The sequence below is a fragment of the Streptomyces sp. NPDC059832 genome, assembly GCF_042731715.1.
GTDB lineage: Bacteria > Actinomycetota > Actinomycetes > Streptomycetales > Streptomycetaceae > Streptomyces.
Map to the genome: position 1 here is coordinate 53,774 of NZ_JBHWIY010000026.1, position 21,215 is coordinate 74,988.

The window sequence follows — 21,215 nt, forward strand, 5'->3', positions numbered from 1 at the left end:
CTCCCCAGGGGGTTTTGTTGTTGTGGTTCCCCCCGGCTGGCCAGCCCCCCCCCCGCCCAGACCCACGCGGTATTCCGATGCGGTTCAGCAGCCAGTGGCGTTGAAGTCGGAGAACGCCGCCTTGGTACTCGATCCTGCGATCCCGTCGACCTTGAGGCCGTAGCCGAAGAGGTTCAGGTAGCGCTGCAGCCCCTTGATGGTGGTGGGTCCGACGACTCCGTCGACAGGGACGCCGAAGAGGCTCTGGGCCGCCTTCCAGCTGCTGCTGCCCAACTGTCCGTCGATCGAGCCGGGGTTGTGGCCCATGTCGCGCAGCCAGCACTGCCAGTTCTTGGCCCGGGTCGTGCTCAGGCCGAGGTTGTTCACCGCGAGGATCGAGACGTCTCCGGTGGTCACCGAGGCCTTGACGGCGGCTGGCTGGGACGCCGCGAAGCCGGCACTCGCGCCCGCCAGGCTCCCGGCGGCGATCCCGATGACGGCAGTGGCGCTCACGAGCGTCCTCGTCACAGCACGTCGCATTGTTTCCTCTTTTCCATCGTAGGAAGTTACGCAAGGCCGGCGATCCGGCCAGGCAGAATCAGCCTGTCGTTGAGCCCCGCATCTGTCATGAGCACTCAGCGCACTCGGCTTGGCGCACAGCGACCAACCGCAACCTTGGCCTTTCAAGGCTTCCGAGCAAGCCTCCTCGGTGCACGCGTCGATTGACGCAGAAGTCTCTTTCAATCGCACCGACAAGGGCCGAGACTGCGGATTACGCGATGCCGCGACGGGGGGGAATCATCATGGTGACCGTGCTGGATACCACCTGCCTGCCGCCAGCCGGGAGAACGACCGCGTGGGCGGAAACTACGGCGCTGGCCTTGGTGAATACTCGCTTCAGATTTCCCGATCCGGCGAATTTCGGAGCCTTCATACGCGCGACAACATTGGGTCCGGCACAACTGTCGATGATGTCCTACGCGCAGTTGTTCTCCTACCGCTCGGCACAACTGATACGTAAGTCGGATCCGGAGTTGTACCAGATCGCCATGATCACCGAAGGAGAACAGGTCATAGAGCAGGCGGGGAACAGAGCCGTTCTGGAACCCGGCGACATCGTTGTGTACGACAGCTCCCGGCCTTTTCAGGCATCCGCTCTAGGCGTGCGCGGCTGCAGTTCTGTGCTCCTGCAGTTTCCCCGGCACCTCATGCCGCTGCCTGACAAGGTGGTCGCACCCCTGTGCGGGACCGTCCTCAGCGGAGCCGCCGGTGTGGGGCATGTCTTCTGTCAGACCCTGGTCAGCATGGTGGCGGCGGAGCCCGAGCTCAGTGTGCATGACCGGCAAAGGCTCGGCACGACCGTCATCGACGTCGCGACCGCGGTCATCGCCCAGCACACCGACCGAGCACCCTTGCTGCAGCCGGAAACCCGGAAAGCGGCGTTGTACAGCGAGATCACCGCGTACATAAGCCGACACCTGCACGATCCGGACCTCAAGCCAACGGCCGTCGCCGCCGTGCACAACATCTCTCCGCGCTACCTGCACCGCGTCTTCCAGGACCACGGGACCACGGTGAACACATTCATCCGCCAAGGGCGGATCGCCCGTTGCCGGAGAGACCTCTTGGACCCTGCGCTGCACGACACACCCGTCAGCGCGATCGGTGCTCGCTGGGGCTATGCGCGGGCCTCCGATTTCACCCGTGCCTTCCGCACCGCGACAGGCATGACACCCACCGAGTACCGAGGCAGCAACAGCCGTGCATAGGCCTCGCACGGAACATCGCAGATCTGCGACGTTGCACCGTCGCGGCGGGACCGCGCCCTTGGACGACGAGTGCCGTCTGCCTGCAGCACGGTCCCGCGCTGCGTGCAGCAGCTGCCAACCGCTGCATCGGCGGGGCCGGCCCGCTACCCGAGCAGCACCCGTGTGCCGCCTGGCCCGTGCAAATGCTGCACACCACCGGCGCGCAGCACGACCGAGAGCAGCACCAGTGTCCTCTGACAAGCAATCTTGAACGCACTCAGAGGTCAGTACGGGAGCACGGGCGCGAGCTCCGTCCAACAGGCTCACAGCTCACCTCGTCTACCTGGGGAAACGGTCTGTGAACCTCATAGCCTCACAGCTTCGGCTGCCTGTGTGACACCTGGGCTCTTCCCCCGTCTGGCAGGCTGTGGTGCGCGGCGAGCTGGTGCGTCTCGCTGCGGAAAGGGGGTCCGGTGACCGGGTTCGACCGTGAGCCGGCGGAGGTACGGATACCGCGCCCGGCCCTGGATGCCATGGCCGCGGCGCTGAGCGTGCGCACGGTGGCGATGCGTACCTGGCCCGACGGCATCGAGTGGATGTACCCGCTCGGGACGTGGGAGGAGCCGCACCTGGAGGTGGCGCTCATGCCCGGCGGCGACGAGGTGTGGCTGCGGATGTCCACCGACCGTTCCAGCTTCGCCGTGTGGACCATCCAGCAGTGGCTGGACTTCGCCGGAGAGCTGCCCGGGGCCACGCCTCCGGACTGAACCGGCCGGAGCCGGTAGCCACGGGTGGATACGCGTTGCCGCCCGGGTGGCTACCGGTGGATACGGCCGTGGCTACGATGCGAAACGCCCTGACCACGGCAGTTGCGAGACACTGCTGGCGAATTCGGTTCAGAAGCTCCTGCTGATCCTTGCGTGACAGAAAGGTGTGCTCTGGTACAGGCGGATGAGTCCGAAGCAGCCGTGCCCGTCCAAGCCGAAACCAGGTGGTCGCGATCTGGTGCAGGAACCAGTGGATGAGTGAAAGGCGTCTCCCAGGCGATCAAGCTTGAGGAGATGGCAGAGTGCGGATCTACATCAGTGCGGACATGGAGGGCGTCACAGGGCTCGTCGACGCCGACGACGTCCAGCCCGGCGGTCGGGACTACGAGCGGGGACGGCTGATGATGGCTGAGGACGTCAACGCCGCCGTCCCTGGCGCCGTCGCGGCCGGCGCACCGAGATCACCGTCAACGATGCCCGCGGCCCGATGCGCAACCTCCTACCCGCTGCGGGAGATCCGCATCGCTGTGCAGACAGTCCAACTCACCGGTCAGCACCTTCGACCCGCGCGATCAAGGCGTCGACGGAGACAAGACCCCGGCCGGTTGTAGCGTCAGCCCGTCCCCGGATCGCTCCGGGAGCTCGGTTGAGCATCGCTGTCTTCCACCAGAGGCGCATCACGGCGGGAACTGCGGCCGCTTCGGCCGCCAGGACCTCCCGGTAGAACTGAGCACGCTCCTCACCACTCAGTGAGTCGCCGATGGCGTTGATGGTGAGCGGGATCGCCGGAATCCTGCCGCCCACTGGGTGATCGGGTTGAGCAGTCATTGCCATCCTCCTTCGTTGTCGAATCCTCAGTGTCCTACGTACTGCCGACGAATGGGACGAAGTCTCTGGACGTAGCCCACTTCGTCGTGCCGTGACCAGCTTCTCCTTGGTCACGGCATCACCGCACCTGCGACTTCCGTTTGAGCAGCTGTGCACGCAAGTCAGGAGTGGCTGGGGTGGCTGCCGCGTCGGCCCGCGGCGGGAGGCCAGTTCCACGTACGGGATCCACCCAGCATTGCCAGCCTCCAGGTCCTGGGTCGAGACCTGGCAGAGCTCCGTGATCCTGCGGTCAGTGAGCCGGCAGGCAAAGCGGATCCCGGCGAGGAAGCAGTGGCAGGCCGGCCTGCTGGGTCACCGAGCGCTGAGGTTCCCCCGAGATGCGGGGAAGGTGACAGCAGGTCAGATGGGTCTCATGAGAGGAGCCCGGACGATGCCTGCCCCGAGGAAATATCCGCTGGAGTTGCGTGAGCGGGCGGTGCGGATGTACCGGACCGCCGAGCCGAAGCCCGTGATCCGTCGTATGGCCGAGGAGCTCGGCGCGCATCACGAGGCCCTGCGCAACTGGATCCGGCAGGCCGAGGCCGACGCCGGCGAGCGGGACGACCTGCTCGCGAGCGAGGAGAAGGACGAGCTCGCCCAGTTGCGGCGCGAGGTGCGGGAACTTCGCCGGGCGAACGAGGTCCTGCGGACAGCCTCGGCATTTTTCGCCGCCCAGCTCGACCCGACCCGGCCCAGGTGACGGCGCTCGTCGACGAGCACCCGCATCTGGGGGTCGAGCCCGTACTCCGGGAACTGAACATCCCCTCCGCCACACGGAGCGCACAGCGGCGCAGTAGCACCTTGAACACAGGCTGAACTGACACGCTCGTGCCATCTTCTTGAGCGAGAACAGTGCCGGGCGGCTACCTGAAGCGGGTACGGCGATCCGTTATGAGTGACGCCTCACGTACCGGCTCTGTCCGGTGACGCGCTCTGTAGGCGGCCTGCCGGCACGCGGGTCGGTCGTAGATCGAATCACGCCGATGTCCGTGCCCCGGGGCGAACTGTCGGCCACATACGGGGGCAGTGCACCACAAGATCGGTCTCCACGCCCAGGGCGTTCCACAAGCCGATGGCGACGGCCTCGGCGTAGTCGCGGCGCCACCGGCGCGCAGCAGCTTTGCAGGCTGGGCTGCAGAACCGCTTGTCACTGCGAGCCTTCGCTGGCAGCGGCTTGGAGCAGGGGATGTACGCGCATGGCTGATGCACCACCGCCGCCTCGCCCGCGATTGGAAACCCACCCACACCGATCCGCAGCCGTGATCCAAATCGCCGCCATCAACCTCATGACCCGACGCCTCACCCACTGGCGTGACACCTAACCCCAAATGGAACGGACAACCGAGAATCGAACGCTCACTCACAGCCATCGCCGTGAACATCGAACGACTCAGCGGCCGGTCAGTCACAGAGGAAACCTCTTCGCCAAGACCGCCGACCGCCTTCCTGACCCTCCTGGATCAGAACGAGAGCCCCCGGCCAAAGTCCTGGCGAACCCTTGGCAGCTGAGATCCACCAACCAAGATCGCCGATAGAGTCAAGCTCAGCTGGGCCTGGCGCCGAGGAGCGATGTCAGCCGGTCACAGGGCGTTGAAGGCTTCTTCCACGGCCTCGCACGTGGCGTCCAGGTCGTCGTCCGTGACTGCGGCGGGGACGAACCAGCAGGCCATGGCGAAGGCATTGGCGTGGACTCCGCGTTTGAGGAGTTCGTGGCGAAAGGCGTGGTAGCGGGCCTGGTCGGAGCGGAGCAGGTCGCGGTACTGGCGGGTGGGTGTGCCGTCGGGGGTGAAGACGGTCTGGAACATGGCGCCGACGCCCTGGACTACGCAGGGGACGCGGCGGTCGTGCGCGGCACGGCGGATCGTTTCCATGAGCCGCTGGCCGCTGTCCTCGATGTGCTTGGTGACCCCCGGCTGGTGCAGGTGGCGCAGGGTGACCAGCGCGGACGTCGCGCACAGCGGCGAGGAGTTGTAGGTGCCGCCGTGCTTGACGTCCCCTCGCGCCAGAGGTTCCATCACGTGGCGCTGCCCGGCGAACGCGGCGATCGGCAGGCCGCCGCCCAGTGCCTTGGAGAAGACGGCGAGGTCGGGCACGACGTCGAACAGTGCCTGGGCTCCTCCGGGGCCGGTGCGGAATCCGGTGCAGACCTCGTCGAAGATGAGCACGATTCCGCGTGCTGTGCACTCCTCCCGCAGCAGGTCGAGATAGCCCGGATCGGGCATGGTGCAGGCGTTGTTGGCGACGATCGGCTCGCAGATGACCGCCGCGAGTTCCCCCCGGTGGGCGTCCAGTAGGGCGCGGAGTGCCGGGGGGTCGTTCCACGGACAGACGACGACGTCGTCGACGACCCCGGCCGGAATGCCCGGGGAGTGGGGTACGGGGTGCGGCGTGGCGTAGGGGCCGGCCTCTGAGGGATCGGGGCGGTTGGAGATGGCCAGGGTGTCGGACCATCCGTGATAGTGGCCCTCGAACTTGAGGATCTTCGAGCGCCCGGTGTATCCGCGGGCGGCACGCACGGCTCCTTGCACCGCCTCGCTTCCCGAGTTGGCGAACCGGACGAGCTCCGCACAGGGCACCATCTCGCAGATCAGCTCCGCGAGTTCCACTTCAACGGTGTTGCAGGTGCCGAACATCGCGCCCGTGCTCAGGACGGCGGTGAGTGCCTCGGTGAGCTCCGGGGCGGCATGGCCCAGGATCGCGCTGCCGTAGGAGATGAGGTAGTCGAGGTACTCGTTGCCGTCGATGTCCCGGATGCGTGTACCGGACCCGCTGGCGATATAGAGCGGGTAGGGGTGTGGGCCGGTCGAGGTCAGTCTGGAGGAGGAGCTGATGCCGCCCGCCAGCGATGCCTGGGCCCGTTTGAACCAGGTGCGACTGCCGTCGGTCCCACCCAACGCCTTTATATGGCCGGTCATATGTGTCTCCTGTTTGGGTGAGGGTTGCTTGGGCACGTTCGGAGAGCCCTTCATACGCAGGGGTTTGCTTGAGGAGAGGACGGGCGGGACGTGACTCGGAAGACAGCGGTCGTCACCGGCGCGGGCAGCGGAATCGGGAGGGCGTGTGCGCTCGGTCTGCTGGCGGACGGCTGGACGGTGGTCCTGGTGGGTCGGCGCAAGGAGCCGCTGGAGGAGACGGCGGCGCTCACGCCCGCCGTCGGCCGGGACCGCGCAGTCCCGTTCCCCGCCGACATCACCGATGCCACCGCGGTGGACGACCTGTTCAGGTCCGTAGCGGAACGGTTCGGCCGGGTGGACGTGCTGTTCAACAACGCCGCAGACGTCATGCCCTACACCCCGACGGAGGACGTGAGCGTCGAGGACTGGCACCGCGTGATGGACTCCATCGCCACCGGGACCTTCCTGTGTTCCCGCGCTGCCTTCCGCGTCATGAAGGAGCAGACCCCGCGCGGTGGACGGATCATCAACAACGGAGCGCCTTCCGCTCAGGCGCCCCGGCCGGACTCCCTCGCGTTCACCGCAGCCAAGCACGCGGTCGCGGGGATCACTCGCTCACTGTCCTTGGACGGCCGCCGCTACGACATCTCCTGCGGCCAGATCGACATTGGCAACGTCACCCCGGAGGACCGCCCTCAGCCAGCCGTCCTACAGGCCGACGGGTCACGGCGGGTCGAACCCACCATGGACGTGAAGCACGTCGTCGACATGGTGCGCACGATGGCCGCTCTGCCGCGCGGGGTGAACATTCAGTCCATCCTGGTCATGCCCAGCGCCATGCCCTACGTGGGCCGGGGATAGCCCGGCCACATAGGCGGGGAACCAGTTGCCGGGCACCAGTTGCCCGGCCTGGTCCCAGGCGAGCATGCGGTGCAGTCCGTCCAGATGGATCAACCCCTCGCGGACAGCCAAGCCTTCGTAGTCGCGTCCCGAAACGGGCCGTGTACTCAGGAACAACGGGCGGCGGGGGGCCGTGCTCTGCCGGGCGAGTTTGAGCGCACACATCGGATTGGAGCGCGTGTACGAGGCGCCCAACCCCGCCAGCCGCTCCGCCGCTGCGGCCACCGTCAGCCCCGCCTTGGGGACGAGCTCCACCTCTCCGTCCTCACCCAGGTGCCAGGGGAGCACCACACCGCACACTTCTGGGCCCTCCAGCAGCACCTGATGCCAACGGCCGCCCAACTCCCGCTGCCCGTTGCGGATGTGCCCTTCGGCCTCGTCGTTGGTGTTGGCCTGATCAGACGCGTCGAAGGGGTGCTCCTGGGCGAAGTGGCCGATGACCGTCTCGAACCGGACCGCTCCCACAATCCTCATCTGCTGTACCTTCCCGCCTCTTCGTACTCACCGAAGTGCCGTTCGGCGAACAGCTCCGGACGCCCTGCGTCCAGACCGCGCGAGCGCGCCACTCTCAGCACCTGCCGCCAGTACGGCTTGACCGGCGGCCACAAAGTGCCCGTACGACAGTACGAGCCGTCGATCATGTAACGCGGCCCCGCGCTCGGGTTCGAGGCGGACGCGGCCCGGCGGGTGTGAAAGAGCGCCGAGTGGAGTATGACGGTGGACCCGGGCGGTAAGTCGTCGACGAGCACCTCGCCCGGCAGGACTGCCGTGCCCAGGTGGCTGCGAGCGTCCTTCTCCGCGACTTCCCGGTGCGAACCCGGCAGCACGGCCAAGCCACCCAACTCCGGCTTGAGCCCGCCTATGTAGTGCAGGGCATGGATCATCGGTAAGCGGCGCTCGCGCTGCGGCCGTTGTTCGTAGTCGTGGTGCCAGCTCTTGCCGGCTCCCCCGGCCGGTCGCCGGTCGCTGTGCAGATGGTGGAAGACGAAGTGCTCCCCCAGCAGGTCGGGGTGGCCGAGCAGGTCCATGAGCGGCGGGTACACCGCGAGCTCACCGTGCGCTTCCAAGTCCAGTTCGACCACCTGCGGCGACTCAGTACCCGGATTCAGACAGCCATCGATGGATTTCTGACGCCAGCCTGTCTCCACCCACTTGTCGACCTCCGGCGCAAGTCGGCCGACGAGGTCGGCCGACAGGAATCCAGGTAGGACAAGAAAGCCGTCCTCGGTAAAGTTCTCGATCCGGACCTCTTTGGCACGAGTGCCACTCATCTGTCGGACCCCCCGGTTTACTCAGATGTTGCCCTACGGACGCCACAGTGCTCGGCGTTTCCTGTCCAAGGCCAACATGCGTCATGCGCATGACGGGGTGAATGGCCAGAAAGAGGCACTGGACGTGATTGGGTGACAGTTCTGCCCAGGACAACCCTCTGGCCGGAGCGGATGGTGCCTGCAGAAGGAGACACCGAAGCTACTTGCCCGGAGACGTCAGAACAGGTGTGATCACCGCCGACGGGATCCTCCCGAAAGCAGATACGGGCATCAAGCGTCACTCAGCGTGTGCGCTTTACGGAAAGCGAGTGAGTGCAGGGCGCTCATGACGTGGCGGGGTGTGGGGTGTGGTGTCGCAGGCCTGCTGAGAACGGGTAGTGGTGTCCATTGGCCCGGTGATGGGTCGGCTGACCTGGGGTTGTGCGCCAGCCTTTCGGGGTGCCGGGTGTTTGTGCAGTCCACGCACGCCGGCGGGGTCGCGCGCGCCGGTGCCTCGGTGTCTACCGCGACGCGGCGCACGGAGCGTCATGGCACCCGCCCAGCACCCCAGTGGCTGGTACACAACAACACGACGGCGGTCTCCGAGAGCAATCCTCGAAGGCGATGTCCTGGGCTACGCCTCGCAGGTCAGGTCGTGCGCGGGGAGCCGTCCCGTGCGCAGGTAGGCATTGACGCGCCCGTCGACGCAGGCGTTGCCGAACTCGCCGTACAGGCCGTGCTGGCGGGCGCCCTCCACAGTGAGCAGCCGGGAGCTCGGCCACTGCTCGCGCATGGCCTCGGCGCCGGCGTAGAGGGTGCGGGGGTCGCCGGTGGCGTTGACGAGCAGGGCCGGGATGTCATGGTCGAGCACGGTCGGCGCCTCGGCGGGCCGGTCCCAGAACTCGCAGGGGGTGATGTTGTTGGCCAGCGGCCCGGTGAGGGGGAACCGCTCGCGGGACTCCTCGACCGCGCGCCATTAGCTGCCGACGCCGCGCCGCTCGGCCACGTCGCCGCAGACGATCGCATCCTGGTCCACGGCCCGCCACAGGTAGTGCCGCACCCCGTTGATCTTCAGGAACACCTCGTCCAGGTGCCACTTGTCGCCGGCCCGGGGCCGGCGGCGGCGCAGGGCGGCCGCGTACCGGGGGCCGAACCGGTCGCACCACCGGCGGGTCGCCTCATGGGAGACGGTGAACCCGCGGGCCAGAAGCAGCTCCTCGACTTCGCGGAAGGAGAGCGGGAAGCGGTGGTACAGCCACACCGCGTGGGAGATGACCTCCGCCGGGAACCGGAACCCCTTGTACGACGGCCCGTCCCCGGCGCCCTCCACCACCAGCTCCTCCCGAACGATCAACAAACCCGGTCACCATCCCAGCCCGGAGACCACTCACTCAACTTGACAGTGCCCTCCTGCTCGCTCCACACCTTTGGTCTCCAGGCCGTCGCAAGGGTCCGCGAATGCGTGAGGGCATTTGCCGTAGCGGGTGGCCACCGAGGACTTACGCGCTGACCTGTCGCTCCCCTTGTAGCGGACGGAACGCACTGAACTGGAGCGGCTGCGCCGGGAGATGAACGAGGGGAACAAGCGGATACGAGAGCTGGAGATGGAGTGGTCCACCGCTCTCGCTGAATGTGCGCCAGAAACCTCTAGGAGCAGCGTTTGTCGACGGATCGCGGAGGCAGCCTCGGCGTCCGCACGCAGCATCCCGTCCTGGTCCCGGTTCCGGCACGACGAACGGCCCCTGGAGGAGGCGGAGGGCGGGTCAGTCGATCGGGTCCGGACCGGGAGGGAGCGGGGGGAGGCCGTGGGCGGCAAGGAGGCGGTCGGCGAAGCCCGAGTCGGAGAGGGGGACACCATGGGCGGCGAGGAGGGTGAACAGGTCTGTGAGCTGGCGCGGTTCGGTGCCCCGCAGTTGATGGCCGGCGGCGAGGCCGAGGACGCCGACGAGCGGTCCGCGGCCGGTAGCGGGGGTCGTGGTCAGGCGCAGACGCATCGTGAGGCGAGCTGCGTCCGAATCGGGGTCCTCGCCGAAGGTCATGTCCAGGCCTGTGATGTCGCGCCAGCAGTAGCGACGGCGTAGCAGTGCCCTGGAGAGGGTGAGGCCCTCGCTGTCGGCGCGCACCCAGAAGCTCATGGGTGCGGGCAGGGCCACAACGGGGACGACCGCGGCGACGACCAGCAGGCTGGGGCCGACGCCCAGCCGATTCACTGCGCCGCTCGCACCGAGGACGACAGCCACCAGAAGGGCCAAAAGGCAGCCGGGCCCTACGCCCGAGAAACGCCACAGGAAGCCCAGGCGCACGGTCCGGAACCGGTTCGTCGTGTCCACGGGCTCAACCTTGGAGCCTTGATGTCACCATTCCGCCACGCTTCCAGGGCTCTTGTGCAACAGAGCCACAGCTGCCAGACGGTGTTCGGAAACCGATGGCTCCACACCGCCGCCAACCCGCCCATTGCCGACTCCGTCGGGCCCGGCTAGTACTCCAGCAGGATTTTGCAGTCTGACCTGCGAGTTTCGCTGGGCGGCTGGAGTGTGACGGGCTGTGGGGCAGGCTGTGGAGCGGTCAGGGGCGGCTTCACGGTGGCCGCCCCTCGATCGTGCGACAACGCCGCATGTAATGACAGCGGCGGGCGACTGCCCGGCGTCGTCGGCGCCAGTTCGACCAGCTCACCGCGTGGTGTCGGCCTCGACGTCCGTGCAGGTGTGGGGGCCGGGGCCGACAAGTTGCCAGGAGTTGCCGAACCTCCGCCGCTGTGAGCTCGATGGTCCCGGCTGCCTCACCCGTTCTGTCCCCTTTTCGCGGGCCTGGTGTGCCGTGGCTGCCAGGAAGGCGTGCGCGAGTATCGCCAGGGTGATGTGCCGGTACCAACCCGGGTAACGGCGGACTTCGTACTGGTCCAGGCCACACTCGTTCTTCGCGGCCTGGAAACACTCCTCGATCGCCCACCGCGTCCCGGCGATGCGCACCATTTCCTGGGCGGTGTACCTGGCGGCGCAGGAGCACGCCCTGATCGGCGGCGACCTCTACGCCGCCGTCCGCACCCCCACCGGCACCCGGCTGATCATCGGCGATGGCCGGGGCAAGGGCCTGACCGCGATCAGCGACGCCGCCCTGCTGCTGGGAGCCTTCCGTGAGGCCGCGCACCGCCGGGCCGCGTTGCCCGCCCTCATGGCCTGCCTGGAGCACAGCGTCTGCTGCTCGCCCACGTCGGCGGGCACCTGGCCGACGACGCCGCCGTGATCGCCCTCCAGCACACCCACAGCCAGTTCCCCATCGAGCCGGACCGGCAAGTACACGAGCCTCGCCCGGTCGAGGAGACGGCGACGACGGTCCGAAGGAATCACTGCCCTTTGACGTCCCTCAGGCGGGGGCTGGCGCATGACGAAGGTACCGTCCTGCTCCGCTCACCCTTGGTTCACGTCTGTCCGGCAGGCGCGCCCGATGGTGGGGCGCGAAGATGGAATCGTCCCGGTCCGCTGGTCGGCGGGAGGAGTGGACATGGAGATCAGGCCTCAGGCGGTCGTCCTCCCAAGGGGGACGGATCATCTCGAACAGGGGAAGTACGGGCCCGTCTTTCCCAGGACTCCGGCGTGCTACGGGTTCACCATCGTTGCGCGGGTCAAGCCCGGCCACGCCGATGCCATGCGCGAGTACGGCTACTCGCTGGCCAAGGCGCTCGAACAGGATCCGTACCTTCTCGCGCCATTGAAACTGCACTACCTGCGGTGGGTTCTCTTCGACGATGACACGCGCTTCATGTACCAGGGGATCTTCGACACCGACTTCGACAAGTACACCGAGGACGCCATCGCGCTGTTCTCGAAGGTTGGCGTGAGCACGGCGTTCGAGCATCTGGAGGGATTCCCCGAGGACTGGCGGACCAATCCGGAGGCGTTCGTCGGATTCGTCCGTGAGCACCACTGTCCGAGCTTCATCGAGTACGGAGAGTATCCGTACGTGACGGCGGACGAGATCAAGAAGGCCCTGCGGATCAAGAGCGCTCTGTCGGAGATGCTCGACCAGATGCAGTGAGGCTGGGAGCTGGGCGATGAGTGAGGCCAGAACGGCGCGGACCTACAACGAGCGGCACAATCCCCGGAAGTACACCCCTGCCGGACGGCGTGTGAGCATCTACGTCTCGTGGAGCTATCCCGCCGAGGCGGGCCGGAACGCGGCCGAACTGGACAACCGGTTCTCCACCATGACTGAGGTCCGGCGGGTGGCGTGGCCGGCCTACGAGGACCCGAAGTGGTCGGACCCCTATCAGTTCCAGCAGGGCATCGCGGGATCGCTGGAGCTGTTCTTCCGGGCCTGGGTGCCGTTCCAGGAATTCGTCGCGGAGGTCACCGGGCATCCCGTCCCGGTCTACCAGCGCATCGACCAGGCCGGTTTCCACACCCCCCTCGATGAGCGGGTACTCGACGACACAGACGTCCTGTTCGTTTTCGGACTCGACCACATGATCACCGGACAGGAAGCCGAGCCCCACGAGATCGAGGCCCTGCGGTCATTCCTCTCGCGGGAGGACGCCCGCCTCGTCCTGGGACCCCATCACGACGTCGGCGCGTCGGACGACCTGTCCGTGCGCGAGGTGGAGTACCGCCACCACGGCGATCCCCTGGTGCCTCGCCAGCAACGGTTCGCCACCTACGTCAGGGACGTGATGAACGGCCTGGGTGTGCCGGTCATCAACCAGTACGGGCTGCGTCCCGCCACCGGTCAGGACAACCGGATCGCCCCCCTGTCGACCATCAGGGATCTGGACGAGAAGGGATGGCTGAACGGGGTTACGAATTTCAACTTCCACATGCACCTGCCGCACTACGCGGTGACGACCGACGAGCCGCAGGCCATCCATGTGCTGGCCCGGCAGCCGATCGACACGTCCCGGCCCCATCCGTTCACCAAGGACGGGAACACCGAGTTCAACATGTTCTTGTGGATGCCCCCTGGCGATGACCGCGCGGCAGATGTGCTGCTGGCCGATTCAACGATCTTCAGCACACTCTTCGGCGCCGACGACAGCCTGCGGAACTTCTGGCGCAACCTCGTCTCATAGCGATGCCGCAGGGAGGCCGACATGAGCGCACCCACGGACGTCACGCTGGAACTCGACGACATCCAGCGCGGGGTCCTCAGCCCGCGCCCCACCCCGTACGCGGCGACCTACCTGGTCTTCCGTATCGACGACCGCACCCAGGGCCGGGAGATGATGCGGCGGGCAAGCGCGGTGGCGACCTCCGCCGCCGACACCTCCGGCCCCCTCGGGGACACCTGGGTCAGTGTCGCCGTCACATACTGGGGCCTGGAGGCACTGGGTATGTCACGTTCATCGCTGGACACGTTCGCCTGGGAGTTCCGGCAGGGCATGGCCGCCCGCGCGCGGGCGCTTCGCGACGAGGGAGCGAGCAGCCCGCAGCACTGGGAAGCACCCCTCGGCACGCACGACGTTCACGTGGTGATCACGGCGGTCGCACCCGACCCCCTGAGCCTGGAGGCGGCCATCGACCGTGCCCGGCCCGCCTACGAACGCCTGTCCGGCGTGACAGCGATCTGGCGACAGGACTGCTACGCCCTGCCCACCGGGAAGGAACACTTCGGCTACCTCGACGGCGTCAGCCATCCGGCTGTCGAAGGCAGCGGCATCCCAGGGTCCAATAAGCTGGAAGCGCCTCTGAAGAGCGGGGAGTTCGTGCTCGGTTACCCGGATGAGATCGGCGGCGTCCAGACGCCGCAGCCGACCGTGCTGGGGCGCAACGGCAGCTACGCGGTCTTCCGGAAACTCCATCAGAGCGTTGCCGCATTCAGGCGCTACCTGAAGGACAACTCCATCGACGACCACGACGAGGAACTGATCGCCGCGAAGATCATGGGCCGCTGGCGCAGCGGGGCCCCACTGGCCCTCGCCCCGGAGCACGACGACCAAGCCCTCGGCGCCGACCCCTACCGCCGCAACACCTTCCTGTACGAACAGGACGACCCGACGGGATTCACCACTCCCGGTGGCTGCCACATCCGCCGCGCCAACCCACGGGACGCCTCAGTGGCCGGAGAGGTGCGGCTGCACCGCATGATCCGGCGTGGCGCCGTGTACGGCCCGCCACTACCGGAAGGAGTGCTGGAGGACGACGGAGCGGACCGTGGTCTGATGTTCGCGTTCATCGGCGCCCACCTGGGCCGGCAGTTCGAATTCGTCCAGTCGGAGTGGATGAACGACGGCGTCTTCTTCGGGTCCGGCAACACGAAGGACCCCGTCGTCGGCGCCGCGGACGGGCAGACCCGCTACACCATTCCTCGAAGGCCGGTGAGACGTCGCCTGGCCCCGCTGCCCCGGTTCGTCGTCACCCGAGGAGGCGAGTACTGCTTCCTGCCGAGCCTGAGCGCCCTGCGCCGGCTCGGGGACCTCCACGACTGACAGGGTGGGCAAGCGCCATGGACACCCTGCATCTCGTCCTCAACACCGTCACCGTCATTTTCATTGCGGCCACCATGTTCGCCGCCGGCCTACGAGCCACCGTCCCGGCACTGCGCGGCGTCTTCGCCGACCAACCCGCTGCCCTCGGCACGCTCGATGCCATCCTCGCCGGGGTCGCGATTCTTGCCGGATTCGGACCCGGACCCGGACCCGGACTCGGATTCGGACTCGGATTCGGCGCGCGGTGGGCCGCATCCGGATCGGCTGCCGCCGGCTCCGTGCCGTCGGCCGCGGCACCCCGGGGCGTCACTTCCAGCCGGCGGACCGGGAGGGAACAGCCGGTGCGCTCGCCCTCGGTATGCCAGAGGTGGGTGCCTTGCCCAGGCGAGGTACAGCTCGCGAAGGACCAGCCCCCAGAAGGTCGAGCAGCAGCGGCGCCAGGAACAGCAGTAGGTGGCTGTCCGCGCCGACGAACCAGGGCTCGTGTGCTGTGTGTGGGACTTCGCGTGTACAACGAACACCCTCTCAGCGGTGCGGCGTCCGTCGCACAGTCAGTACCGCCACGTCGTCGTGCTGACCGCCGCGCCCGGCGAATACGCGCGCGTCGTCGTAGAGCGCACGCGGCAGGTCGGTGGGGGAGAGCGACACGCGCCGGGTGAGGCTCTCGGTGAGGGGGTAGAAAGCACCGTCCGCGGCGCGGGTCTCGGTGAGTCCGTCCGTGGTCAGTAGCAGGGTCGCGCCGGGCGGGAAGACGAACCAGTCGACCGTCGCCGGTTCGTCTGCGAGCTCGGCGAGACCGAGGGGGACACCGGACGTGAGGGCCGGTGTCGTGACGGTGGCGTCCTGCAGCACCTGCGGCAGGACGTGACCGCAGTTGATGGCCTGCACCTCCGCACCCGCGTCGATATTGATGACGAGCGCGGTGACGAACCGTTCGTCGTCGCCGGTCTGCGCGGCATAGGAGTTGTGCCGCACGACGGAGGCGTCCAGGGCGTCGACGAGCGCGGTCAGGGTGGGCTCGCGGTGGGCCGTCGCACGGAAGGCGCCGATGACGGCGAATGCGGCGCCGACCGCCGGGAGGCCCTTTCCCTGGACGTCGCCGATCAGCACCCGGGTTCCCCACGGTGAGTCGACGACGTCGTAGATGTCCCCGCCGACCAGACGGTCCTCCTGTACGGGCTCGTACACGCCGTTCACCAGGACATCGTCGGTGAGCATGGGCAGCGGGCGCAGGATGTGGCGCTGCATCGCGGCCGCAGTGGAGCGCAGCCGCAGCATCTCCTGCTCACGGCTGATGCGGCGGTGGCACGCGTAGACGGAGGCCGCACCCAGGACGAGGGTGAGCAGGATCATGAGGATCCTGTCGAGCCACGGCCGCCCGTCACCATGCCGGACCAGCATGGTGACGATGACGACGAGTCCGGTCCAGGCGAACACGAACTTCGTCTGGCGGACGGTGCACAGTGCCGACGCCGCCCCCGGAAGAAACACGAGGAGTCCGAGAAGCCACACCGGGGACTGCGACAGGGCCCCCAGAATCATCACCAGCAGGGTGACTGAGGCGACGACGATCACGACCTCGGCCTCGCTCGGCGGTGCGATGGCCTCGACGGGGCGCGCCGGCCTCTTCGAATGGTTACGGAGCATGGGACCTCCGGGGCAGATGGTGCATTTTCTCTTTACCGTAGGCAGGCCCCGACCGCGGGGCGGCCACGCCCCGCCGGACGACCGCGCCCCTCCTGGCGGCAGCCATTCCGGGCCGGCACATGGCGCGCCGGGCGGCGGGGATAGGGTTCCCCTGATGGGGGGAGTTGGATGCTGCAGGCACTGGGACTGGGTCCGGCCGAAGAGGCTGTCTACACCGCTCTGCTGCCCCGGCCGTCCGCCTCGGCCCAGGACCTCGTCCGGCAGACCGGACTGGATCTGGCCGAAGTCGCCCGCGTCCTGCGCGACCTGGCGGTACGCGGCCTGGTCGCGGCGGTGTCCGAGGCGGGCGGGGAGACGCCCGCCCCGGTCGGCCGGGGAGCCGACGGCGGACCCGCCGCCCGGTACCGGCTCACGCCACCGTCCGTGGCCCTCGCCCCGCTGCTCGTCGAGCAGCGCAACGCACTGCAGCGGGCCGAGACCGCGTTCTCGGTACTGACCGAGCAGTACCGGAGCACCGCCGCACACCCTGCGGGCAGTGTGGTGGAGGTGGTCGTCGGCGTGGAGCAGGTCGCCCACCGGTTCCACCAACTGCAGCGCGGCGCGCAGCGGGAGCTGCTCGTGTTCCTTGTGGGCGAGCCGATCGCCGTGCCGCGCGAGGACACCGACATGGCGGAGAGTTCCGCGCTGGACCGCGGGGTCGAATTCCGGGTCGTGGCCACGAAGGACTACCTCGACGGACACGAGGTGGCACCGGACATGCGGGCGGCCATCACAGCAGGGCTGGAACTCCGCCTGGTCGAGGCCTTGCCGCTGAAGATGGTCGTGTCGGACCGGGAGCGCGCCATGGTGCCGCTGGAGGTGACCGGTCCTTGTGGCGAGCCGAGCGCCATCGTGGTGCACCGCAGCGGCCTGCTCACCGCCTTGGTGCACCTGTTCGAGAAGGAATGGGACCGGGCCCGGCCGCTGTACCCCACCGCCTCGGGTGTACGGGTGCAGGCGGCGGCGGAGCAATGGCCGACCGAGGGTGAACTCGAAGTCCTGGCCCTGCTGTTGGCTGGAATCTCCGACCGGCGTGCGGCTTCGCAGCTCGGTGTCTCCATCCGGACCGTGGAACGGCGGACGCGCCGCCTGATGGACCTCGCGGGAGCGGATTCCCGGCTGCAGCTCGGCTGGCACGCCGCCCGCGCGGGCTGGCTGTGACCGGCACTCCGTCGTGACCGTCTGACGGAAACCCGACATGCGGGAAACCCGTCATGCGCAGGCATCCCTACGCCATCTGCATGTCTGCCAGGCTGCAGCCGCACCACGGCATTTCATTGCGTCAAGTAGGGAGATTCATGCGTCCCATCACGCGTATAGCCATGGGCGCGGCGTCCGCCGCGGCCCTGGCCTTCACGGCAGTCACGCCGTCCGGGGCGGCTGATGCGCCGCATGACGCCGCCTCGGGGCCGGGGAAGAGACCCGTCGTCGGCAGCGAGGCTGCGCAGGGCCTCGGCAAGCAGACGGCGGTCACGCTCGTCACCGGCGACAAGGTCCTTGTGACCACGGACAGAACGGGCCGCCGCTCCGCGGCGGTGCTGCCCCGCAAGGACGGCACGCAGCCGATGTTCCGGACCTACCAGTCGGGCAAGGACCTGTACGTCTACCCCGAGGGCGCCTCCCAGGCGGTCGCCGAGGGCAGGGTCGACGAGCAGTTGTTCAACGTCACCGGGCTCATCCGCCAGGGATATGACGACGGGCACACCGACACGCTCCCGCTGATCGCCACTTACGGGAACAGCGTGAACGTCGCCAAGAGCACACCGGAGGCGCCTCGCGGCTCCGAACGGAGTCTGTCGCTTCCCGCAGTGGGCGGCGTCGCGCTCACGGCGGACAAGGACACCGCCGCCACGTTCTGGCGGGACGTCACGGACTCCCGCTCGCGTTCCGCCTCCGCGCTGAAGAAGCTGTGGCTGGACGGCAAGGTCGAGGCCACGCTGGACCGGTCCACCAAGCAGGTCCACGCGCCGGAGGCCTGGGCGGCCGGCTACGACGGCAAGAACACCAAGGTCGCCGTGCTGGACACGGGCGTGGACGCCGAGCACCCGGACCTCGTCGACCGGGTCGCTGTCTCCAAGAACTTCACGGACTCCACGACCAGCGCAGACCGGGTGGGCCACGGCACCCACACCGCCTCCACGGTCGGCGGGTCCGGAGCCGCCAGCGAAGGCCGCAAGAAGGGCGTGGCCCCGGGCGCCTCCCTGCTCATCGGCAAGGTCCTCAACGACGGTGGGTACGGCCAGGACTCCTGGGTCATCGCAGGCATGCAGTGGGCCGTCGACCAGCGGGCCGACGTCGTCTCCATGAGTCTGGGCAGCCCCGCGGCCGGGGACTGCACCGATCCGGTGGCCCAGGCGGCGAAGCAGCTCGCGCAGAGCACCCGCACCCTGTTCGTCGTCGCCGCGGGCAATGCCGGCTCCGGCACCGAGACCGTCACTTCGCCCGGGTGCGTGCCCGACGTGCTGACCGTCGGCGCCGTGGACCGGGACGACAGCACCGCCTGGTTCTCCAGCCGCGGCCCCGCAGCCGTCACGCACACGCTCAAGCCCGAGATCGCCGCCCCCGGCGTCGACATCTCGGCGGCCAACGCGGGCGGCCGCGGCGTCTACGCGTACCAGTCGATGTCCGGCACCTCGATGGCGACCCCGCACGTCGCGGGCGCCGCGGCCATCCTCCGCCAGGCCCACCCGGGCTGGACCGCACAGCAGATCAAGGCCGCGCTCGTCTCCTCGGCCCGCACCGGCGGGAAGGTGGCCGGCGCCGACCAGACCGGCGGCGGCGTGCTCGACGTGTTCACCGCGGTGAACCAGAAGGTGCTCTCCGCACCCGCCGTCCAGGCCGGCAGCTACAACTGGCCGCAGGACGCATCGGACCGCACCACGGTGCAGGTGCCCTTCACCAACATCAGCGACAGCGACCTCACCCTGAACCTGAAGGTCAGCGGCGTGCACGGCAACGACGGCAGCACGGTCCGCTCCGGCATCATCAAGCCGGAGCAGCGCAAGGTGACGGTCCCCGCCGGGGCCACCGCCCGGGTGCCGGTGCGGATCGACCCCACCGCCCCTATCGAGGACTCCCAGTACGGCGCGGTCACCGGCCGGATCCTGGCCACCGGCGGCGACGTGCGCGTCTCCGTGCCGGTCACGCTCTACGTCCAGCCGGAGACGGTCACGCTCCGGGTCAAGATGGTGGACCGCAACGGCAAGCCCGCGACCGGCCCCTCCTCCGTGGACCTCGTCAGCCTGGATACCGACAAGGGGCAGCGCCGCAGCAACTCCGGAGCGGCCGAGCAGACCTACAGCGTCCGCCCCGGCAACTACTCCCTCAGCGGCTTCGTGGCTACGTACGACGTCGATAACGCGCCCGAATCGATCAGCTACCTCGCACAGCCCCAGCTCCGGATCACCCGGGACACCACCCTCGTCCTCGACGCCCGCCGGGCCCACCGGCTGAGCCTGCACACCGACCGGCCCGCGAAGGTCAACACCACCACGCTCAGCTACGCCCGCACCTGGGACGACACCTGGCAGATCTCCGGCTCGCTCACAGCCGGCGAAACCGTCCAGAAGTTCTACGCGGACATCGACGGACGTGCCAATAGCGGCACCTTCGAGTTCCGGCCCACCTGGCGGGCGACCGGCTCCCAGGACGGCTCGCCCTACGTCTACAACCTGACGTTCCCGACCCAGGGGCCGCTGCACAGCGACCAGGTCCACCGGCCCAAGGACTCCCGACTGGCCCGGGTCACCGAGACCTGGAACGCCATGGGCGAGGAAGGGGACTACCTCGACACCCTGTTCGTACGTCGCTCCGAAGGCGGCAGCGAGTACATCCCCGTGAGTTCGTTCCGCGCGGTGCACGTCCCCACGACCCGCACCGCCTACTACACGACCGGCGACGACGTCTGGTACCACGGCGCGATGACCAGCTTCCCGTTCGCCGCGTTCATGGGCGACCAGGAGCGCACCTACCGCACCGGGCAGCGGAGCGCCGAGGAGTGGTACCGCGGCCCGCTGCGGCCCGCGGCGATGCGTGACGCCGACGGCAAGCCCTCGCTGGCCGCCGAGCGGCAGGGCAACCTGATCGGTATCCAGACCGCTCTCTGGCTCGACGGATCCGGCGACCACTGGTCCTCCGGCGGATCGTTCGGAGACCTCGGTAACCTCGCGTTGAAGCGCAACGGTGAACAGATCGCCACCAGCGCCTGGCCCTACGACGCGTTCAAGGTGCCGGACGAGGACTCCACCTACGAACTCACCCAGAACCTGGAGAAGGTCCCCACCTCCGACCCGAACTGGCGGCGCTCCACCGCCGTCACCACATCCTGGACCTTCCGCTCCCACCGGGAACCGGACGTCTACTCGCGCGGTCTGCCGCTCCTCTTCCCGGCGTACGACGTTCCGGTCGACGTCATGAACACTCTTCCCGCGACGAAGGGGCTGAAGGTCGGCCTGTCGGTCGAGGGGCATGCCGGATACACCCCGGGCGCGATCACGGCGGCCACACTGTCCTACTCCTACGACGGTGGCACCACCTGGACCCAGGCGCCGACCGAACAGCATGACGGCCACTGGACGGCCCTCCTCGACCACACCGGAGCCTCCGGCAAACAGGTCATGATGAAGGCTGCCGTCACCGACGCCAACGGCAACGCGGTCACCCAGACGATCACCCGCGCCTACGACGTCCGGTAATCACCTGGTCCG

At 68.2% G+C, this 21,215-nt stretch carries 16 protein-coding genes and 6 pseudogenes; 12 read left to right on the forward strand and 10 right to left on the reverse strand.

Annotation, left to right across the window (positions count from 1 at the left end; genetic code table 11):
- Positions 1-84 precede the first annotated feature (84 nt).
- A complete protein-coding gene (locus ACFV8T_RS33250; protein ID WP_385334847.1) occupies positions 85-492 on the reverse strand; it encodes a peptidoglycan-binding protein in 408 nt (135 codons plus the stop codon).
- 290 nt (positions 493-782) lie between these two features.
- Here ACFV8T_RS33250 and ACFV8T_RS33255 point away from each other — a divergent pair, with 290 nt between their 5' ends.
- From ACFV8T_RS33255 to ACFV8T_RS33265, 3 genes and pseudogenes are all read left to right on the forward strand, one after another.
- Complete coding sequence (locus ACFV8T_RS33255; RefSeq protein WP_385334849.1) at positions 783-1,748, forward strand: helix-turn-helix domain-containing protein; 966 nt, start codon at positions 783-785, stop codon at positions 1,746-1,748.
- 452 nt (positions 1,749-2,200) lie between these two features.
- Entirely contained in the window at positions 2,201-2,494 is a 294-nt protein-coding gene (locus ACFV8T_RS33260) for a hypothetical protein (RefSeq protein ID WP_385334851.1), read from the forward strand.
- A gap of 302 nt (positions 2,495-2,796) precedes the next feature.
- Positions 2,797-3,014 (forward strand): annotated as a pseudogene (locus tag ACFV8T_RS33265) (M55 family metallopeptidase); the annotation flags it as partial.
- Between the two features lie 23 nt (positions 3,015-3,037).
- Here ACFV8T_RS33265 and ACFV8T_RS33270 read toward each other — a convergent pair.
- Positions 3,038-3,322 (reverse strand): hypothetical protein, encoded by a 285-nt coding sequence (locus tag ACFV8T_RS33270; RefSeq protein WP_385334951.1) that lies wholly within the window; start codon positions 3,320-3,322, stop codon positions 3,038-3,040.
- A gap of 430 nt (positions 3,323-3,752) precedes the next feature.
- Here ACFV8T_RS33270 and ACFV8T_RS33275 point away from each other — a divergent pair, with 430 nt between their 5' ends.
- Together ACFV8T_RS33275 and ACFV8T_RS33280 are read left to right on the forward strand one after the other, a co-directional pair.
- Positions 3,753-4,061 carry a transposase gene (locus tag ACFV8T_RS33275; protein WP_385334853.1) on the forward strand — a complete coding sequence of 103 codons (309 nt, stop codon included), beginning with the start codon at positions 3,753-3,755 and terminating at the stop codon, positions 4,059-4,061.
- Between the two features lie 497 nt (positions 4,062-4,558).
- A pseudogene (locus tag ACFV8T_RS33280) lies at positions 4,559-4,683 on the forward strand (IS5/IS1182 family transposase); the annotation flags it as partial.
- A gap of 258 nt (positions 4,684-4,941) precedes the next feature.
- Here the strand turns inward: ACFV8T_RS33280 and ACFV8T_RS33285 are convergent.
- Entirely contained in the window at positions 4,942-6,276 is a 1,335-nt protein-coding gene (locus ACFV8T_RS33285) for an aspartate aminotransferase family protein (protein WP_385334855.1), read from the reverse strand.
- Between the two features lie 90 nt (positions 6,277-6,366).
- Between ACFV8T_RS33285 and ACFV8T_RS33290 the strand changes: the two genes are divergently transcribed.
- Positions 6,367-7,116, forward strand: a complete 750-nt coding sequence (locus tag ACFV8T_RS33290; RefSeq protein WP_385334857.1) for an SDR family oxidoreductase — start codon at positions 6,367-6,369, stop codon at positions 7,114-7,116.
- Positions 7,117-7,158: 42 nt separating this feature from the next.
- Here ACFV8T_RS33290 and ACFV8T_RS33295 read toward each other — a convergent pair.
- The 6 genes and pseudogenes from ACFV8T_RS33295 to ACFV8T_RS33320 form a co-directional block, all read right to left on the reverse strand.
- Positions 7,159-7,629 (reverse strand): annotated as a pseudogene (locus ACFV8T_RS33295) (DUF6309 family protein); the annotation flags it as partial.
- On the reverse strand, positions 7,626-8,426 hold the full coding sequence (locus tag ACFV8T_RS33300) for a phytanoyl-CoA dioxygenase family protein (protein ID WP_385334859.1): 801 nt from the start codon (positions 8,424-8,426) through the stop codon (positions 7,626-7,628). The pseudogene ACFV8T_RS33295 and the gene ACFV8T_RS33300, both read right to left, overlap by 4 nt.
- Before the next feature lie 613 nt (positions 8,427-9,039).
- A complete protein-coding gene (locus tag ACFV8T_RS33305) occupies positions 9,040-9,276 on the reverse strand; it encodes an alpha/beta hydrolase (protein WP_385334861.1) in 237 nt (78 codons plus the stop codon).
- 144 nt (positions 9,277-9,420) lie between these two features.
- A pseudogene (locus tag ACFV8T_RS33310) lies at positions 9,421-9,735 on the reverse strand (transposase); the annotation flags it as partial.
- 433 nt (positions 9,736-10,168) lie between these two features.
- Entirely contained in the window at positions 10,169-10,735 is a 567-nt protein-coding gene (locus ACFV8T_RS33315; protein WP_385334863.1) for a hypothetical protein, read from the reverse strand.
- Positions 10,736-11,074: 339 nt separating this feature from the next.
- A pseudogene (locus ACFV8T_RS33320) lies at positions 11,075-11,380 on the reverse strand (IS701 family transposase); the annotation flags it as partial.
- Positions 11,381-11,384: 4 nt separating this feature from the next.
- Between ACFV8T_RS33320 and ACFV8T_RS33325 the strand changes: the two are divergent.
- The 4 genes and pseudogenes from ACFV8T_RS33325 to ACFV8T_RS33340 all read left to right on the forward strand — a co-directional run.
- Positions 11,385-11,603, forward strand: a pseudogene (locus ACFV8T_RS33325) (SpoIIE family protein phosphatase); the annotation flags it as partial.
- A 246-nt stretch (positions 11,604-11,849) separates the two neighbouring features.
- Positions 11,850-12,440 (forward strand): hypothetical protein, encoded by a 591-nt coding sequence (locus tag ACFV8T_RS33330; protein ID WP_385334865.1) that lies wholly within the window; start codon positions 11,850-11,852, stop codon positions 12,438-12,440.
- Positions 12,441-12,456: 16 nt separating this feature from the next.
- Positions 12,457-13,467 (forward strand): hypothetical protein, encoded by a 1,011-nt coding sequence (locus ACFV8T_RS33335; RefSeq protein WP_385334867.1) that lies wholly within the window; start codon positions 12,457-12,459, stop codon positions 13,465-13,467.
- 21 nt (positions 13,468-13,488) lie between these two features.
- On the forward strand, positions 13,489-14,823 hold the full coding sequence (locus ACFV8T_RS33340) for a Dyp-type peroxidase (protein WP_385334869.1): 1,335 nt from the start codon (positions 13,489-13,491) through the stop codon (positions 14,821-14,823).
- Positions 14,824-15,348: 525 nt separating this feature from the next.
- On the opposite strand, the gene ACFV8T_RS33345 is transcribed toward ACFV8T_RS33340, so the two are convergent.
- The gene (locus ACFV8T_RS33345; RefSeq protein ID WP_385334871.1) at positions 15,349-16,470 is read right to left on the reverse strand and encodes a PP2C family protein-serine/threonine phosphatase; all 1,122 of its coding nucleotides are present in this window, start codon (positions 16,468-16,470) and stop codon (positions 15,349-15,351) included.
- A 168-nt stretch (positions 16,471-16,638) separates the two neighbouring features.
- On the opposite strand from ACFV8T_RS33345, the gene ACFV8T_RS33350 reads away from it, so the two are divergent.
- Positions 16,639-17,670 carry a helix-turn-helix domain-containing protein gene (locus tag ACFV8T_RS33350; RefSeq protein ID WP_385334873.1) on the forward strand — a complete coding sequence of 344 codons (1,032 nt, stop codon included), beginning with the start codon at positions 16,639-16,641 and terminating at the stop codon, positions 17,668-17,670.
- A 137-nt stretch (positions 17,671-17,807) separates the two neighbouring features.
- Positions 17,808-21,203: a S8 family serine peptidase gene (locus tag ACFV8T_RS33355; protein ID WP_385334875.1), complete on the forward strand. Its 3,396-nt coding sequence runs from the start codon at positions 17,808-17,810 to the stop codon at positions 21,201-21,203.
- Positions 21,204-21,215 lie beyond the last annotated feature (12 nt).